The organism is Streptomyces sp. NPDC002577, assembly GCF_053594815.1.
In genome coordinates, this window is sequence record NZ_JBSFWK010000008.1 from 141,075 (window position 1) to 158,293 (window position 17,219).

At 72.0% G+C, this 17,219-nt stretch carries 12 protein-coding genes; 10 read left to right on the forward strand and 2 right to left on the reverse strand.

The features are described from left to right. The first annotated feature begins 16 nt into the window (after positions 1–16). The 9 genes from ACWD4J_RS14345 to ACWD4J_RS14385 all read left to right on the forward strand — a co-directional run bounded on the left by ACWD4J_RS14345 (position 17) and on the right by ACWD4J_RS14385 (position 13,902). The gene (locus ACWD4J_RS14345; RefSeq protein ID WP_451395656.1) at positions 17–352 is read left to right on the forward strand and encodes a hypothetical protein; all 336 of its coding nucleotides are present in this window, start codon (positions 17–19) and stop codon (positions 350–352) included. After that, on the forward strand, positions 349–741 hold the full coding sequence (locus ACWD4J_RS14350; RefSeq protein ID WP_451395657.1) for a GPW/gp25 family protein: 393 nt from the start codon (positions 349–351) through the stop codon (positions 739–741). Before ACWD4J_RS14345 ends, ACWD4J_RS14350 begins: the two co-directional genes overlap by 4 nt. Continuing rightward, the gene (locus tag ACWD4J_RS14355) at positions 738–3,884 is read left to right on the forward strand and encodes a putative baseplate assembly protein (RefSeq protein ID WP_451395658.1); all 3,147 of its coding nucleotides are present in this window, start codon (positions 738–740) and stop codon (positions 3,882–3,884) included. Before ACWD4J_RS14350 ends, ACWD4J_RS14355 begins: the two co-directional genes overlap by 4 nt. Then, the gene (locus tag ACWD4J_RS14360) at positions 3,881–7,678 is read left to right on the forward strand and encodes a putative baseplate assembly protein (protein ID WP_451395659.1); all 3,798 of its coding nucleotides are present in this window, start codon (positions 3,881–3,883) and stop codon (positions 7,676–7,678) included. The genes ACWD4J_RS14355 and ACWD4J_RS14360 overlap by 4 nt, the downstream gene beginning before the upstream one ends. After that, complete coding sequence (locus ACWD4J_RS14365; protein ID WP_451395660.1) at positions 7,678–9,843, forward strand: hypothetical protein; 2,166 nt, start codon at positions 7,678–7,680, stop codon at positions 9,841–9,843. Before ACWD4J_RS14360 ends, ACWD4J_RS14365 begins: the two co-directional genes overlap by 1 nt. A gap of 54 nt (positions 9,844–9,897) precedes the next feature. Further along, positions 9,898–11,454, forward strand: a complete 1,557-nt coding sequence (locus tag ACWD4J_RS14370) for a DUF6519 domain-containing protein (protein ID WP_451395661.1) — start codon at positions 9,898–9,900, stop codon at positions 11,452–11,454. Beyond that, a complete protein-coding gene (locus tag ACWD4J_RS14375; RefSeq protein ID WP_451395662.1) occupies positions 11,455–12,351 on the forward strand; it encodes a peptidoglycan-binding protein in 897 nt (298 codons plus the stop codon). It begins immediately after the preceding gene. A 166-nt stretch (positions 12,352–12,517) separates the two neighbouring features. After that, positions 12,518–13,282 carry a nucleoside phosphorylase gene (locus ACWD4J_RS14380; protein WP_451395663.1) on the forward strand — a complete coding sequence of 255 codons (765 nt, stop codon included), beginning with the start codon at positions 12,518–12,520 and terminating at the stop codon, positions 13,280–13,282. A gap of 128 nt (positions 13,283–13,410) precedes the next feature. Continuing rightward, the gene (locus tag ACWD4J_RS14385) at positions 13,411–13,902 is read left to right on the forward strand and encodes a nucleotidyltransferase domain-containing protein (RefSeq protein WP_451395761.1); all 492 of its coding nucleotides are present in this window, start codon (positions 13,411–13,413) and stop codon (positions 13,900–13,902) included. A 45-nt stretch (positions 13,903–13,947) separates the two neighbouring features. Here the strand turns inward: ACWD4J_RS14385 and ACWD4J_RS14390 are convergent, their stop codons facing one another. After that, a complete protein-coding gene (locus ACWD4J_RS14390) occupies positions 13,948–14,562 on the reverse strand; it encodes a class I SAM-dependent methyltransferase (RefSeq protein WP_451395664.1) in 615 nt (204 codons plus the stop codon). A gap of 277 nt (positions 14,563–14,839) precedes the next feature. Here ACWD4J_RS14390 and ACWD4J_RS14395 point away from each other — a divergent pair, with 277 nt between their 5' ends. Beyond that, a complete protein-coding gene (locus ACWD4J_RS14395) occupies positions 14,840–16,063 on the forward strand; it encodes a PP2C family protein-serine/threonine phosphatase (protein ID WP_451395665.1) in 1,224 nt (407 codons plus the stop codon). 185 nt (positions 16,064–16,248) lie between these two features. Here ACWD4J_RS14395 and ACWD4J_RS14400 read toward each other — a convergent pair whose 3' ends face one another. Further along, positions 16,249–16,899 carry a CBS domain-containing protein gene (locus tag ACWD4J_RS14400; protein WP_451395666.1) on the reverse strand — a complete coding sequence of 217 codons (651 nt, stop codon included), beginning with the start codon at positions 16,897–16,899 and terminating at the stop codon, positions 16,249–16,251. Positions 16,900–17,219: the final 320 nt, after the last annotated feature.

Here is a 17,219-nt window from a genome sequence, read left to right on the forward strand (position 1 = left end):
CGGGGGATTGAAGAGAATGTCCGGGAGTCTGCTCGATTCCGGTGCCGTCATCGGCTGCCCGCACGGTGGCCGCGTCACCGCCGCCACGACACCCTCCGGCGGGGTGCGCATCGCGGGCGCCGCCATCGCCACGGCGGCACACAGCTACGTGGTCACCGGCTGCCCGCACACCGTCGACGGCGTGCCCACGCCGTGCGTCTCGGTCCGCTGGACCGCCGACGGCACCGGCATCACCGTCGACGGCGCGCCCGTGCTGCTCGACACCTCCGCGGCCCAGTGCTTCAGCGCGGCCTTCGTGCCGCAGGGACCGCCCGTCGTCCAGGCCGCGCAGCGAAAGGTCACCGTCCGATGAGCCGCCACACCAGCCGACGCCCGCGCAGCGACATCGCGTTCCCCTTCCGCGCCGACCGCCGGGGCCGCACCGCGCACGCCACCCACGGCGAGCACGTCCACGACCTCATCGAGCAGCTGCTGTTCACCAGCCCCGGCGAGCGCGTGATGCGCCCCGACTTCGGCTGCGGGCTCCTCGACCTGGTCTTCGCCCCGGCCGGCCCCGAACTCATCAGCACCCTCGAACTGTCCGTCCAGGCCTCGCTGCAGCGCTGGCTCGGCGACCTCATCGACGTGGAGTCCCTCGACATGGTCAGCGAGGACAACGTGGTCCGCGTGTACCTGTCGTACGCCGTACGCGCCACCGGCGCCCGGCGCGACGACGTGTTCGAAGGGAGGGCCGCCGTATGACGAGTACGACCACACCCCGCCGCGCCAAGGTGAGAGCCGCTCAGCTGGGCGGAGTCGACGCTGTCGAGGTGAGTGACGACGGGCTGCTGCTCACTGTCACCTTCCTCGGCAAGGCCCCGCACGGCCTCGGCCCCGAGAACGTCCGGATCGACGGGGGCCGCCGCATCACCGGGATCACCGCCGTCGACGTCAGCGTGGAACGCGAGGAGGACCCGGAGCTCGACGACCGGCTCTACGTCACCCTCGACCAGGCCGGCGACACCTCCCGCTACCGGCTCTCCCTCGTCGAGACCGACCCGTACGGACGGCCCGGCACAGAGCCGTATCGCGGCTTCGACCAGCGCTACCACACCGCTGGCTTCGCCTTCCGGCCCGACTGCCCGACTCCCTTCGACTGCAAGGAAGAAGAGCAGGAGACCCCGGACTTTCCGGCCGCGCCCGTCATCGACTACACGGCCCGCGACTACGACACCATCCGCAAGCTGCTCCTGGACCGGCTCGCGCTCACCACCCCCGACTGGGTCGAGCGCAACCCCGCCGACCTCGGCACGACCCTCGTCGAGCTGCTCGCCTACACCGGCGACCAGATCAGCTACCAGCAGGACGCGGTCGCCACCGAGGCGTACCTCGACACCGCGCGCCTCCGCGTCTCCGTACGCCGCCATGTCCGGCACATCGACTACGCGATGCACGACGGCTGCAACGCCCGCGCGTATGTCACCGTCGAGACCACGGGCGACCACACACTCGCCCCGGGCACCTACCGCTTCGCCTCCGTCGACGTCCGCACCCTCGACCCGCACGACCGGCCCGAGCCCGGCACGGTCATCGATGACGGCGACCTCGCCGACCTCGACGAGCGGGGCTCGGTGGAGGTCTTCGAACCCGTGGTGTCCGCCGACCCGCTGGAGCTGCGCCTCGCGCACAACGCGATCCGCCTGTGGACCTGGGGCGGCGAGGTGTGCTCCCTGCCGACGGGCGCCACCTCCGCAACCCTGCGCGACGAATGGGTGGACCCGGAGACCTGCCGCGAGCGCCGACTCGACCTGAAGCCGGGCGACGTACTGGTCCTGGAGGAGGTGAAGGGCCCGCGCACCGGCACCCCCGGCGACGCCGATCCCGCCCACCGCCAGGCCGTCCGCCTGACGTCCGTCACGCCCGCCCTCGACCGCATCGAGGACCAGCCGGTCCTGGAGGTCACCTGGGCCGCCGAGGAGGCACTGCGCCTCCCGTTCTGCCTCACCACGCGCGGCGGACGCGACTGCCTGCCCGTCGAGGACGTGACCCTCGCCCGCGGCAACGTCGTCCTCGCCGACCACGGCCGCACCCTCGACGGGCTCCCTGAGACGTTCACCGTGCCGTCCGTCCCCGCAGTCGTCGCCCCCTGCGACCCTCCCCCAGCCTCCGGCCGGGGGTACCCCCATCTCGCTTCGCTCGCCTTCGGCTGCTACGACCGCGACGAGGACAACGCCCCCGCGAGGCTCATCAACTCCCTTACGGACAAGGCGGAATCGGGTGAGGCCCTGACTCCCGACGACGTCCGCGAGCTGTTCGACGTCGTCGGCGAGGCCGCGACCACCCGCGCCGGACTCGGCCTGGAGCGTGCCGGGCAGCGGCACGAGCGCGTGGTGCCCGGAACGGCGTACGCCCAGGCCGCCACGCTCAGGACGCTGCTCGCGCAGTCCGTCTACCCGGGCATCGCGCCCCGCTTCCGCCCGGTCATCGGCCGTACATCCGTCACACAGGCGGTGCCGTTCCCGGTCCCGCGGACCGTCGCCGCCGGGCAGGCCGAGCGCATCGCGGCCATCCCGGCACGCATCCGGCAGCGGCTGGTCGAGCTGTGGCGCAGCGCCCGCGACCGCGACGGGCTCGACGAGGAGGAGATCGCCGAACTCACTGTGATCTACGGCCTGAAGGTGCTGGAGCGCCTGGAACTGAGCCGCCACCCGGTCCGCGCCCTGCGCGAGCTGCTGCACCGCAGCGACCGGTTGCTCGACGCCAAGCTGCGCCGTATCGAGGTCCTCACGGCCCGCGCCCGCGCCGGCACGGTCCTCGACGGGCACATCGCCTGGGAGATCGCGCACAGCTGGGGTCCGGCGTACGCGGCCGGGCTGCACCCCGACGAGCCGGTGCTCCGCGGCTCCGCGACCGCCGCCCTCACCCAGGATCCGCGCCGGGCCCTGCCCGCCGTACGCCTCCATGACGGTGACGGCACCTGGGGGCCGCGCCGCGACCTGCTCGACAGCACCTCCCGCGACCGGCACTTCGTCGGCGAGCTGGAGGACGACGGGCGCCTCGCCCTGCGCTTCGGCGACGGACGCCACGGCGCCAAGCCGACGCCCGGGTCCCGGCTCGCCCTGCGCTACCGGCTCGGCGGCGGCATCGCGGGCAATGTCGGCGCGGAGGCCATCAACCACCTCGTCGTCCGGGGCGACTGTGCGGCACCGGTCGCCGTGGTCCGCAACCCGCTGCCCGCCACCGGCGGCACGGAACCCGAACCCGTCGAACAGGCACGCCAGCTGGCCCCGCTCGATCTGCGCCGGACCCGGCTGCGCGCGGTCACCGCCGAGGACTACGCGGCCCTCGCGTCCGCCCTGCCGGGGGTGCAGCGGGCCGCCGCCGAGATCCGCTGGACCGGCAGCGGCGAGGAGGCGCACATCGCCGTCGACGCGCACGGCACCGGCGCCCCCACGGACGCTCTGCTCGCCTCGGTGGCCCAGTCCCTGGAGACGTACCGGCGCATCGGCCATGACCTGGTGGTCGGCCCGGCCCGCCTGGTGCCGCTGGACATCGCGCTGACCGTGTGCGCGAAACCGGGCCACCAGCACGGGCAGATCCTGGCCGAGCTGTACCGCGTCCTCGGCAGCGGCCGCCTGACCGGCGGACGGTTCGGCTTCTTCCACCCGGACGCGCTGACCTTCGGCGAACCGGTCCGGCTCAGCCGCCTGGTCGCGGTCGCCGCGGCCGTTCCCGGGGTCGAGAGCGTCCACGTCACGCGCCTGCGGCGGCTGTTCGACGAGGACCGAGGAGAGAGGGAGGACGGCGTGCTGCGGCTCGGCCCGCTGGAGATCGCCACCTGCGACAACGACCCCGACCGGCCGGAGAACGGCCGGCTGGCGATATCCCTGGGAGGTGACCGATGACCGCAAGCTGCTCCTGCGGCGGCGCGTGCGGCGGCCATGACGAGCGCCTCGCACCCGCCCCGCTCCACAACCCACCCGGCCGCACCGCGCTCGACTACCGCGTCGGCGAGTACGGCTCCTTCCTGGCTGCCCTGCTCGACCGGCTCGCCTCACCCGCGTACCCGGCGCTGAACAGGCTGACCGTCCGCACCCCCGACGACCCGGCGATCGGCCTGCTCGACGCCACCGCCGTCCTCGGCGACCTGCTCACCTTCCACTCCGAGCGGATCGCCGACGAGGCCTACATCCGTACCGCCGACGAGCACCGCTCTCTGGTACTGCTCGGGCGGCTCGTCGGGCACCGCCCGCGACCCGGCGTGGCGGCCACGACCCACCTCGCGTACACCCTCGAGCGCGATCCGCGCGCCGAAACCCTGTCCGTCCTGATTCCGCGCGGGGCGCGCAGCCACAGCGTGCCCGCGTCCGCCGACGAGGAGTCGCTGACCTTCGAGACGCGCCGGGACCTGACGGCCCGCTGGGACTTCAACGAGCTGAAGGTCCGCCGCCGCATGCCGTCGCTCGTCACCCCTCAGGACCTCGAGCGCCGCTCCGAGCTCTTCGTCGAGGGCACCGCGAACTCCCTCCAGACCGGCGACCAGTTGCTGTTCGTCTTCGGGGAGCGTGCGGGCGGCGAGCGCCGGCTGCTGCCCGTCGCGAAGGTACGGGTCGACCGGGACGACGAGATCACCGCGATCTCCCTGCCGAAGTCGGCCCCGCCGACGCTCAAGGAGCTCGTCGACGAGGTGCGGCGCTGGACCGCCGAGCCAGAGACACCGGGGGAGCCGGGCGACGAGCCCCCCACCCCGGAGGTCCCGGGCCCCCGACCGGTCAGCCGCCTGATCGAGGACTTCGACGACCAGGTCCTGGCCCCGCTGCGCGCGGACCTGGACGGGGTGAAGACTCCTGAACGGCTCGCGGCCCGCCTGGCGGAGCCCGTCGCGCGCCTCGGCGAGGCACAGGTGCTGGCCGCGGCGTATGAGGGCGTCGCGGCCTGGTTCGAGCAGCTGGAGGCGGTGCTCGCCGAACTCGCCGAGCGTGCAATGGAGTTGGCACCCGCACAGCCCGCCGAGCCGACGGAGTCGGTGGTGACGAAGGCGGACAAGGTCAGCACGGTCGAACCCCGTGAAGCCGCGCTCCAGGCTCTCGGGGCGGTCCTGCCAGCCCTGCGCAGCGCGGCCCCCGCCCCACGCGCCGGTACCCGCGCCCAGCGCCCCGGCACGGACACGGCCCGGCTGCTCTCCGCCCTCGACCCCGGTCTCCGGGGCCTCTACCCGGCCTGGCGCACGGCCGCCACCCCCGGCACACCGCAGCTCCTGCGCGAACTGCTCGCCATGCGGGTCAGCGCGGCGCCCTTCGGCGCCACGGCCCCGCTCAAGCCGGTCCAGGACGACCGGGGCAGGGTCATCCGCACCGCGGACTGGCCGCTCACAGGTGCGGTGCTGGCGAGCATGCGCGTGGTGTACGACACCGCGGGCAAGGTCCCTGTCCGCGCCGAGTTCCAGTACGTCGAGGGCAGCAGCTCCGACCAGCGCGCTGAGAACCTGCCCGTCACGCAGCCGGTCACGTTCCGGCTCGGCCCCGGCCAGGTGGACCTGTCCGTGCGCTCCGGCCAGGACCGCGACCTGAGCTGGCTCACCCTCCCCCACTCTCGAACTCGCTCGAGCGGGGGGACCCCCATCCCCACCGACTCGCAGGAGCCGGGGGTCACGGCCCGGCTGCACTCCGGACTGCCCGAGCGCACCCTGTTCGTGTCGCGGCCCGACGACGACGGAGTGGTCCACGTCGGCGTGCACAACGGCACGGCCGGGCAGGTCGCCCTGCGGCCCGGCACCAGCGAGCAGTTCACGCACGGCGAGTACGAGGTGAGCCTGAAGTACACGGTGGGCAGCACCGAGCCCAACGTCGAGGTCGTCATCGCGAGCAAGCCGGAGCCGGTCAACCGTCGCGTGCTGCAGCTCGACACCGTGCACGACGGCATCACGGTCGGCAGCTGGGTGGCGATCCAGCGCCCCGCCAAGGGAGCCGAGGGCGGCGTCCCCGGCGACGCCAAGCTCGCGTTCGTCACCACGCAGGTGGTCGCCGCGCGCACCGCCGCGTACACCGACTACGGCATCACCGGCCGCGGCACCGAGCTCACCCTCGCCGACCCGTGGCTGGACGAGTTCGACGTGTTGCTCTCGCACATCCGCGACACCACCGTGCAGGCGGCGGGCGAGCCACTGCGCCTGGCCGACGAGCCGCTCGGCGAGGACGTGCACGGCAACGAGATCGAACTCGACGAGCTGTACGACGGGCTGCGGCCCGGCCGCACCCTGATCGTCACCGGCGAGCGCAGCGACATCCCCGGCGCGACCGGCGTACGGGCCGCCGAGGTCACGGTGGTCGCCGCCGCCGACCCGGCCGTCGACCCCCAGCTGCCCGGCGACCACGTCCACACCCGGCTGACCCTGACCGCGGACCTCGCCCACCGCTACCGCCGCGACACCGTGCGGATCCTCGGCAACGTCGTCGAGGCCACCCACGGCGAGAGCCGGGAGGAGGCGATCGGCAGCGGCGACTCGGACCGCACCAACCAGACGTTCGCGCTCTGGCAGTCCCCGCTGACGTGGCTCGCCGACGACAACCCCCTCGGCGCCACGCCCGTGCTGGAGATCCGGGTCGACGGCGTGCTGTGGCACGAGGTCGACAGCCTCGCCGGGCGCGGCCCGATCGAGCGCGTCTACATCACGGGGACCACCGCCGACGGCCGGGCCACCGTGACCTTCGGCGACGGCGTCCACGGTGCGCGCCTGCCCACCGGCCACGAGAACGTCCGCGCCCGCTACCGCTTCGGCACCGGCAAGGCCGCCAACGTCTCCGCGGACCGCATCACTCAGCCCCTCACCCGGCCGCTCGGCGTCACCGGGGTCACCAACCCGCGCCCGGCCACGGGCGGCGCGGACGCGGACGGGCCCGCCCTGACCCGCCGTACGGTGCCGCTCGCCGTCTCGGCCCTGGACCGCCTGGTGTCCGCCTCCGACTACGAGGACTTCACCCGCTCCCGCGCCGGCATCGGCCGGGCAGCAGCGCGCGAACTCTTCGACGGGCGGCGACGCGTACTCCATGTGACCGTCGCGGGCACCGACGACGTGCCGATCGCTGACTCGGACACCCTGAACGCCCTGCGCGGCGCCCTCACCGAGTACGGCGACACGAACCTCCCGGTCCGCGTGGACGTGCGGGAGCTGGTCCTGCTGCTGATCGCCGCCAAGGTGAAGGTGGCCCCCGACCACACGTGGGAGATCGTCGAACCCCGCCTGCGCCAGGCTCTGCTGCGCAGACTCGGCTTCGAAGGCAGAGAGCTGGGGCAACCCGCCCGGCTCTCCGATGTCCTCGCCACCGCGCACTCGGTGCCCGGCGTCGACTACGTGGACGTCGACGTCTTCACCGGCGTCCCCGCGTCCGCCACCCCCGAGCAGCTCACCGAGCTGCTCACCCGCCCCGGTCCGCCGAAGGCGTCGGTCCCGGCGCACCCGGCGACGTACGACGAGAAGATCCACACCGTCCGCGCCGCGGACGGCGAGACGCTGTCGGCGGTCTGCGCCCATTACGGCATTCCGCTCGCCGAACTCCTGCGCCTCAACCCCGACATCACCGACACCCGGCGCCTGGCGAAGGGCCGGTCGGTGTTCGTCTTCCGCGGCATCCGCCCCGCCCAGCTCGGGCTGCTGTCTCCCAGGGCCGCGGACACCCTGATTCTGACGGAGGTCAAGTGATGTCCCCGGACGCCTCTTTGGAGATACCGGCCGCGGTGGCGCCGAGGGAGCCGGACGGCCTCGCCGAGCTCCTGCCCCGCTGGCACCGCCTGCGCGACGCCGAGGAGGGCGAGCCGCTGCGCGCGCTGCTCGCCGTCATCGCCGAGCAGCTCGACCGCGTCCGCGACGGCGTCCAGCAGGGCTACGAGGACCTGTTCGTGGAGACCGCGGCGCCCTGGGTGCTGCCGTACCTCGGCGACCTCGTCGGCTACCGCACCCTGCCCGGCTACGAACGGGTCCTCACCACCGGCCTGCACGGTGGCGGCCGGGCCGCGCTCGCCGAGGCCGTCGCCCCGCGCCGCGACGTGGCCGCCACCGTCGCGGCCCGACGCCGCAAGGGCACCCTCCACCTCCTGGAGGAACTCTCCGAACAGGTGGCGGGCTGGCCCGCGCGCGCCGTCGAGCTGTCCCGGCACGTCGCGCACACCCAGCCCGTGAAGCTGTACGGGACCGGGGGCGCCCACCGCGGCGCACGGGGCCGGCTCGTCGACCTCCGCGACGGCTCCGCGCTCGCCCTCGCGGGCGGCCCCTTCGGCGAGACGGCCCACACGGTCGACGTCCGCCGTGCCGACTCCCGTCACCGGCAGGGTGGCTGGACCCCGGCCGGTGTCGGGCTCTTCGTGTGGCGCCTGAAGGCGTACTCCCTCACGCAGTCCCCGGCGTACTGCATCGACCGCGCCCGCAACCTGTACACCTTCTCCATCCTCGGCAACGACACCCCCCTGGTCACCAAGCCCGTCCCGGAGCCGTCGCCCCCACACATCGCCACCGTCGACAACGTCCCCGCGTTCATCAGCCGCCGCCTGCTCCACGACCGGCTCGCCGACTACTACGGCCCCGGCAAGAGCTTCGTCATCCGGCGCGACGGCGAGGACAAGCCCGTACCGCCCTCCGACATCGTGGTCGCCGACCTGTCCGACTGGCACTACCGGCCGAAGCGCGGCCAGGTGGCCGTCGACCCGGAACTCGGGCGGATCGCGTTCGGCTCCCGGTCCGCGCCCCGGCAGGGAGTGTGGGTGGACTACCACTACGCGTACGGCGCCGACATGGGCGGCGGCGAGTACGAGCGCGACCGCGAGCCACGGCCGGACGCAGCGGTCTACCGGGTCGGTCCCGGAGAGCCGTACCGGCAGATCATGGACGCCTACCGGGCCTGGCAGCACGATCGCCGCGCCGACCGTACCGGCCCCGCGGGCATCATCGAGATCACGCACAGCGGCGCCTACCAGGAGCAGCTGGACTTCGACCTCGACCCGGGCGACCGCCTCGAACTCCGGGCGGCCGAAGGCACACGGCCGGTGATCCGCCTGCTCGACTGGTACAGCAACCGCCCGGACGCCCTCAACATCCGCGCGGTGTCCGGCGACTGCGCTCCGCACGAGCGGCCCCGCGTCGTCCTCGACGGGCTCCTCGTCGCCGGGCGCGGCATCAACGTCACCGGCCCGATCGACGCCGTCGTCGTACGCCACAGCACGCTGGTGCCCGGCTGGTCCCTGGAGCCCGAGTGCGAGCCGCACTCACCCGACGAGCCCAGCATCGTCCTGGAGCGCACCACCGCGTGTCTGCAGATCGAGCACAGTATCCTCGGCACCATCGAGGTCATCGGCGACGAGATCGCCGACGACCCGCTCGACATCCACCTCCGCGACAGCATCCTCGACGCCACCGGCACCGACCGCGAGGCCCTGTCCGCCCCGGACTGCCGTCACGCCCACGCCGTACTGCACGCGCACCGCACCACCGTCATCGGCGAGGTCCACACCCACGCCGTGCAGATCGCGGAGAACTCGGTCTTCACCGGCCGGCTCCACGTGGCCCGGCGCGGCATCGGCTGCCTGCGGTACTCGTATGTCCCCACCGGCTCGCGCACCCCGCGACGGCACCGCTGTCGGCCCGATCTCACCCCGGGCGTACGGCCGTTGTTCGCCGCCGTGCGCTACGGCACGCCCTGGTACGGGCAGTTGGCCGACCGCTGCCCCGAGGAGATCCGGCGCGGATCCGACGACGGCGCCGAGATGGGCGCCTTCCATGACCTGTACCGGCCGCAGCGCGAGGACGGTCTGCGCGCGCGGCTCGCGGAGTACACGCCCGCGGGCACGGACGCCGGGATCTTCTACGTGACCTGAGCAGTGCCGCCGTACGACTCACCCGCACATTCCTGAACCAGGGGGATCCCCTTCATGCACGCTGACCTCTCCCGCTCCACGTTCCGCCCGGAGCGGCACTACTCCGCGGTCATCGCCCAGCAGGGCCGTGTCCAGCTCGACGCCGACGTCAACGAGCAGACCGCGATCCAGCTCCACCAGCTGCGCACCCTCACCGCGGACCTGATCGGACCGCACGGCGGGCCGCGTGACGCCGCGGGGTTCCGCATCGAGTACGTGGGCGGCAAGCACGACATCGACACGCTGTACATCCACGGCGGCCGCTACTACGTCGACGGCATCCTGTGCGATGCCGACCGCCCCGCGCCCGGCACCGCTGTACCGGACGAGGGCGCGGACGAGCAGGAGCAGGACTCCGCGGAGCCGCCCGCGTACTGGACCTACTGGGATCAGCCCGACGGTTTCCGCGACCCGGAGAAGCCCGGCGACCGGCTGCCCTCGCCCGCCCAGTCGCCCTTCCTCGTCTATCTGAAGGTGTGGGAGCGGGCGGTCTCCGCGGCCGAGGACCCGGCGCTGCGCGAGGTCGCGCTCGGCGCGGCACTGCCCGACACCGCCGTCCGCGCGAAGGTCGTCTGGCAGGCACTGCCGCTCTCCCTGGCCGAGCTGGAGATCGAGGACACCGACCCGTCGAAGGAGGTGGTCCGCGCCGCCTTCGGCCGCTGGGCGCAGCGCCAGGCCGCGCCCTCGGCCCGGCTCGCCGCGCGCAGCGAGCGGCCCGACCACGCGGACGAGGACCCCTGCCTGGTCAAGCCGGACGCCCGCTACCGCGGCCCGGAGAACCAGCTCTACCGGGTGGAGGTCCACGCGGGCGGCGACGCGAAGAACGCCACGTTCAAGTGGTCCCGCGAGAACGGCTCCGTCGTCTTCCCCGTCGACGGACTCGACGGCACCTGGGTGGAGCTGGCGTCCCTGGGGTACGACGACAAGCTGGACCTGGACGTCGGCGACCACGTGGAGTTCACCGACACCGCGTACGCCTCGCGCCTCGAACCCCTGCCGCTGCTGAGGGTCGAGGAGCTGGACCTGCCGGGCCACCGGGTCCGCCTGTCCGCCGAGCCCGACCCGGGCGTCGAGCGGCTGCCGCACCTCCACCCGCTTCTGCGCCGCTGGGACCACCACGAGGGCCCCAAGCGGCAGGGCCGCACCGCCGCCCTCCGCAACGGGGCGGTTCCCGTCACGGAGGGGGAGTGGCTGCCCATCGAGGACGGCATAGAGGTGTACTTCGCCAAGGGCGGCACGTACCGCACGGGCGACCACTGGATCATCCCCGCCCGCACCGCGACCGGCGGCGTGGAATGGCCGACGGACCCCGCGCGCCGCCCCCTGCTGCAGGCGCCCTCCGGCATTGCCCGCCACTTCGCTCCGCTGGCCCTGGTCAAGGGCGAGGGCGGCGCCGTCGACCTGCGTCTGGGCTTCGGGCCGCTGGCCAGCAGCATCCCGGCGGCGGACGAGGCGAGCCTCGCGGCCGAGGCACAGGCGGGCAGGGAGGAGCGGGCGGCGGAGGCCGGCCTCTCCGTGGACGGCTCGGGGACCACGGCAGAGACCGACGCCGCCGCGGAAGGAGACAAGTAGATGGCCAAGCCGCTGAGCGCATCGAAGATGGTGGAGATACTCCGGGCGGAGGGCCTCACGGTCCACGAAGTACGTAACTGGCGTACCCACAACCGCAACACCAAGGGTCCCTGGGGCCCGCTCAACGGCGTGATGATCCACCACACCGTCACCTCGGGCACCGAGACCTCCGTGAACATCTGCTACAACGGCTACTCGGGCCTGCCGGGCCCGCTGTGCCACGGCGTCATCGACAAGGAGGGCCACGTCCACCTCGTCGGCAACGGCCGCGCCAACCACGCTGGCCTCGGCGACGGCGACGTCTTGCGGGCCGTGATCAACGAGACGAAGCTGCCACCCGACAACGAGGCCGACACCGACGGCAACGCCCGTTTCTACGGCTTCGAGTGCATCAACCTCGGCGACGGCAAGGACCCCTGGCCGGAGGCGCAGAAGGAGGCCATCGAGAAGGTCGCCGCCGCGATCTGCCGCCACCACGGGTGGAGCGAGCGTTCCGTCATCGGCCACAAGGAGTGGCAGCCGGGCAAGCAGGACCCCCGCGGCTTCACGATGGACGGCATGCGGGCGCGCATCGCCCAGCGGTTGAAGGGCGGCGGTGGCGGCACGGCGCCCGCCCCCGACCCGGAGCCCGCACCCAAGCCGTCGTACGAGCCGTACCCGGGCACCGGGTTCTTCCACATCGGTCAGCGCTCCCCGGTCATCACCGCCATGGGACGCCGTCTGGTGGCCGAGGGCTGCGGCCGCTACGAGCAGGGGCCGAGCCCCGACTGGACCGAGGCCGACCGCAGGTCCTACGCGGCCTGGCAGCAGAAGCTGGGCTTCAAGGGCAAGGACGCGGACGGCGTCCCCGGCAAGGTCAGCTGGGACAAGCTGAAGGTGCCTGCCTCAGGGAAGTGAACGGGCGGTCGGCCCTTTCCGGCTCCTCCACCCGGAACATCCGGAGGGGTGTTCCGGGTGGCGTTGTGAAAGCTGCGGCGTGATGCGAGACCCAAGGACGCGCTGCGTCGACAGGTGATGCTGTAATCCGCTTGCCCTGCCCAGGAGTTGACGTCGACCATGGCGCATGGGCTTCCCCAACTTTCCTGGCAAACACGCACTGCCGGCTCTCTTCCAGCCGCACGACACCTTGCGCCACTCCCTTCGGCGGCAAGTCGTGCCGGAAGGCGTCGTGATGATGTACAGCACCAGTCTTCAGCGTGAGGTGCTCGAGCGTTACGAATCACAGCGTGTTGAGGCATTCTTCGGCGACTTCCATGTCGTGGAGGTGGCGGGGACGCAAGTCGGTCTGCTGAGCAGATTCGGCATTGGCGGCCCGGCTGCCGCGTCCGTACTGGAAGAGGCCATCGCCGCGGGCGCACGGCGCGTGGTGAGCATCGGTGGGGCCGGCGGGCTCTGTGTCGGCCAGGTACCGGGCGACTTGGTGGTCTGTGACCGGGCGGTGCGGGACGAAGGCGTCTCCCATCACTACCTGGAGTCGCAACGCTACGTACGGCCGGACATGGAGCTGACGACTCGGCTGATCGACGCGCTCAAGGAACGCGGCCGCCGGGTCCAGATCGGCGGTACGTGGACGACCGACGCGATCTATCGCGAGACTCGCGAAGAGGTGCTCTCGTATCGGGACGAAGGTGTGCTCACCGTCGAAATGGAGGCCGCGTCCCTGGCGGCAGTCGCGCAGTACCGAGGCATAGCCTTCGCGACCGGCGTCGTCGTGATGGACTCACTGGCCGAGGAATCGTGGGAGCCCCAAGGGCTGAAGGACGCGGCCGCGCACAAGGCACTGAATGATCTGTTCGACGCCGCAGCCGCCGTACTTGCCGTCGGCTGAACCCGTAGTGCATCCGCAGCTCCATCGTGTGGCGGGTCGGCACCGTCGACCAGGAAACACAACTGGCCCCATGCGAGAGCAAATCCACTCGCCGCGCTTGTGCGTTCACCACTAACGTGCGCGGCGTGATGACGGCTGACGACGTACTGTCCATCCTCGCCGTGCTGCGGAACGCGGGCCTCGACATCTGGATCGGCGGTGGCTGGGGCATCGACGCGTTGGTCGGTGAGCAGACCCGCCCGCACCGCGACCTGGACCTGATGCACCGGAAGAACCAGGAACCGGCCGTCGTGGCGGCTCTCGCGGATGCCGGATTCGTCGAGACTCTCGACCGGCGCCCCGTGCGGTTCGTCGTCACCGACCCACTCGGCAGAGAGATCGATCTGCACCCTCTGGTCTTCGCCGGGGACGGATCCGCCGTGCAGGCATCGCCCGACCCTGAGCACCCGTTCGCCTATCCCGCCTCCTGCTTCGTCACCGGCAAGGTCCAGGGGACCACGGTCCCATGCCTTTCGCCCGAGCAGCAGGTCTACTTCCATCAGGGGTACGATCCGGCCGACCACGACCGTCACGACATGGCCCAACTCCGGCAGGCATTCGGCGTAGCCACCCACTTCTGACCGGCTCTTGGGCGACCGGTAGAGGCCCCGGACTGCGATGCCGGCTCAGTGGGCGGGTTTCTGCCAGCTCAGCGAGTACCGACGGAGCACATGCCGGCGATAGCGCACACCAGGCAGCAGCCGTTTCGCCGCGGCCCGCACTTGCCCATAGCTCATCTGCGGATCGGCGACCGGCATGCCCTCCGGACCACGTGCACGGCGCAGCACCTTCGTGATCCGCACGACCGGAGCAGCCGCGATCAGCGCAGCCCACTCCGCTGGGCTCGTTTCGCGGGCCAGGCCGACCACTACCAGCGTGCCGCCGGGCCGCAGCAGATCACGCATCCGGGTGAGGGCCGCCTCGAAGTCCATGTGGTGGACGGTGGTCACGGAGCAGATGAAGTCGTAGCCGGCGACGTGGAGATCGGCAGCGAGGAAGTCGCCCTCGATGAAAGTGAGATCCTGGTACTCGGCAACGAACTCAAGGGCGAGGGTGATCATCTCCGGCGACTTGTCGATGCCGGTGACGCGCTTCGCCCGCCCCGCAAGCTTGCGCGCCAACAACCCATCCCCGCAGCCGACGTCCAGCGCATCGCCGCACCCTTCGGGGACAGCGCGCAGGATGCCCGGATGCCGCGCGACATTGGTGTTCCAGTACGGCTTCAAGTCAAGCTGACGCATCGGATCATCGTACGAGCCGGGCCGGGCCGGGAGCGTACGTCGCATCCACGCGGTGAGGTGGTGGCAGCCGCCGGCCGAGTCGGGTGCTGGGCGGTCGCACGGCACACCGGCGGTCAGATTCAGCGGGAATTGCGCCGACCTCAGCTGTCCCACCGCGGGAAGCGTGGGCCGACATGCCGGGCATTGGCGTAATGATCCACTTGGACGTGCTCGGCAGGCCACGTTGTGGAGAGGAAGCGGCTGGGGTTGTAGCAGGGAGGAGGTGGCGAACGGGGCGATGGGTGAGGAGATCATGGACCGGTCGGAGGGTTTCGGTGAGCGGCTGCTCGGCCTGCTGCTGGACAAGGCGCGGCTGTTGCCGCCGCAGCTGATCGCCCCGCTGATCGCTGAGGGGGTGGCCCGGATCGGCGGTCGTGATGTCTCCATCCTGCTGCAGGATTACGCGCAGGAGCTGCTGGTGCCGCTGCCCGGCAGGAGGCTGCTCGTGGGCCAGCCCGAGTCGGTGGCCGACTCTCCCGCCGGCCGGGCCTTTCTGCGCGGGGATGTCGTCGAGGTGGCGCAGCCCCGTGGCGTTCGGGTGTATCTGCCGCTGCTGGACGGCAGCGACCAGGTGGGTGTGATGGCCCTGACGCTGGACTCCGTAGGCGACGACGACCGGCGCCTGCTGGGCAGGCTCGCCGGCCTGGTCGCCGACATGCTGGTCACGAAGAACGCCTACACGGACCAGTTCTTCCAGGCCCGGCGTCGGGAGCCGATGAGTGTGTCCGCGGAGATCCAGTGGAGCCTGCTGCCGCCGCTCACGATGTCCGTGCCGCAGGTCGTGGTGGCCGGCGTCCTGGAGCCCGCCTACCGTGTCGCCGGCGACAGCTTCGACTACGCCCTCAACGACAACATCCTGCACATCGCCGTGATCGACGCGATGGGCCATGGCCTGGACGCCGCCGCCATGGCGACCATTGCCATCGGCGCCTACCGGCATGCCCGGCGCGTGTTCGTCAGCCTGGCCGAGAAGTACGTGTTCATGGACGATGCCGTCTCCCAGCAGTTCGGGCCCGACCACTTCGTCACGGCGCAGCTGATGCACATGAACATCGCCACCGGTGGGCTGGAGCTGGTCAACGCGGGTCACCCCGCGCCGCTGCTGATCCGCGATGGGCGGGTCGTGCGGCAGCTGGAGAGCGCGACGACGTTGCCCGTCGGCTTCGGCGGTGAGATGCCGCGGGTCAGAGAGCACGTGCTCCAGCGGGGCGACCGGGTGCTGTGCTACACCGACGGCATCATCGAGGAACGCGTAGCAGGCGGGGAGCCGTTCGGTGAGGAACGCCTCATCCGCTGCGTCAACCGCCTGGGTGAGGAGCCGTCAGAGGGAGTGCGGGCGGATCTGCGCAGGCTCTCCCACACTCTGAAGAGGGAACGGGGTGGGCGCACCAGCGATGACGCCACCCTTTTCATGGTCGAGTGGCGCGGGGGTGCCGCCGACCACCTCGCGGTTCTTGACTGAGCGCCCCGAGGCCAGCCGCGTGCGAACTGGGCAGCGCCGCCCGCGTGGGCGACGGCCGCCCCTCTGAGCTTGGCCGGCTGCGGTCACACGGTGCGCCAGCTGATGCCCCGGCCGTTGGCCTGCGCGGGGCATCGGCCCTGGCGAGCTGGGTGCCGGTGATGGTGACCCGAATGTGACGACAGGTCCTAGTCCCCCTGGGGGACGGTGAGGTGGGCTTCGACGGCGACGACACCGTCGATGCCCTGGCACAGGCCCACGATCACCGGGACGAGACGCGGTTGCGGGACGTGACCCTGCAGGGTGATGGCACCGTCGCGGACCTCGACGGCGACGGTGCCCTCTTCCAGGCCGAGGATGCGCCCAAGGACGTCCTGCTCGATCTCGCCACGGATCTCGGCGTCGGTGCGGATGAACGTGTCGAGCAGGTCGCTGCGGCTGACGATGCCGGTGAGGAGCCCGTCGTCGCCGACCACCGGGAGCTGCTTGACGTGCCGCCTGCGGAGTTCCCGCGCGGCCCGGGGGATCGTCCAGTCGGCGTGGGCGGTGAAAGCGGGGCTGCTCATGAGTGCGCCCGCGGTCCGGGCCCGGGCCTTGCTCCAGGCGCGTTCGTCGTTCCCGTCACGCCCCTGTGGATCGGGCATGCCGGTCTCGTGCCGGAGGACGTCGGACGAGGTCACGACGCCGACGGGCGCGCCGTCGTCGTCGACGACCGGGGCAGCGGCGATGTCGTTTGCATCAAGCAGAGCGGCGATCTCGTGGGACGGTGTGTCGGGACGGAGGGTGATGACCTCCTCGGTCATCACGTCACCGACCGTGCGGCGCTGCAGCATGTGCATCGGCCTCCTGCGTTTCGCGACGGGGCGGCGTGCCGGCATCCGCGGCGGCCCTGCCGGCTCGTCCACGCCGTCTCCACTTACCCATGACAGCACCGCCCCGCTCCGGCGACCAGTGACGTTCGGCCTGGCGGGGGAGGGCCGGTGGTGCACGACCAGGAGTGCGGCAGAGCAGCACGCGGCGATGTCAGCTGCGCTGGGGGCCCGCCACCAACAGGGCGCGGGACGTCGTTTCGCTGCACCAGTGTCCGGTGCTCAGCCGCACTGGCCCCGCTGCCTGACGATTCGCACACCTGCAAGCTCATCGTCCCCGACCCCTTGAG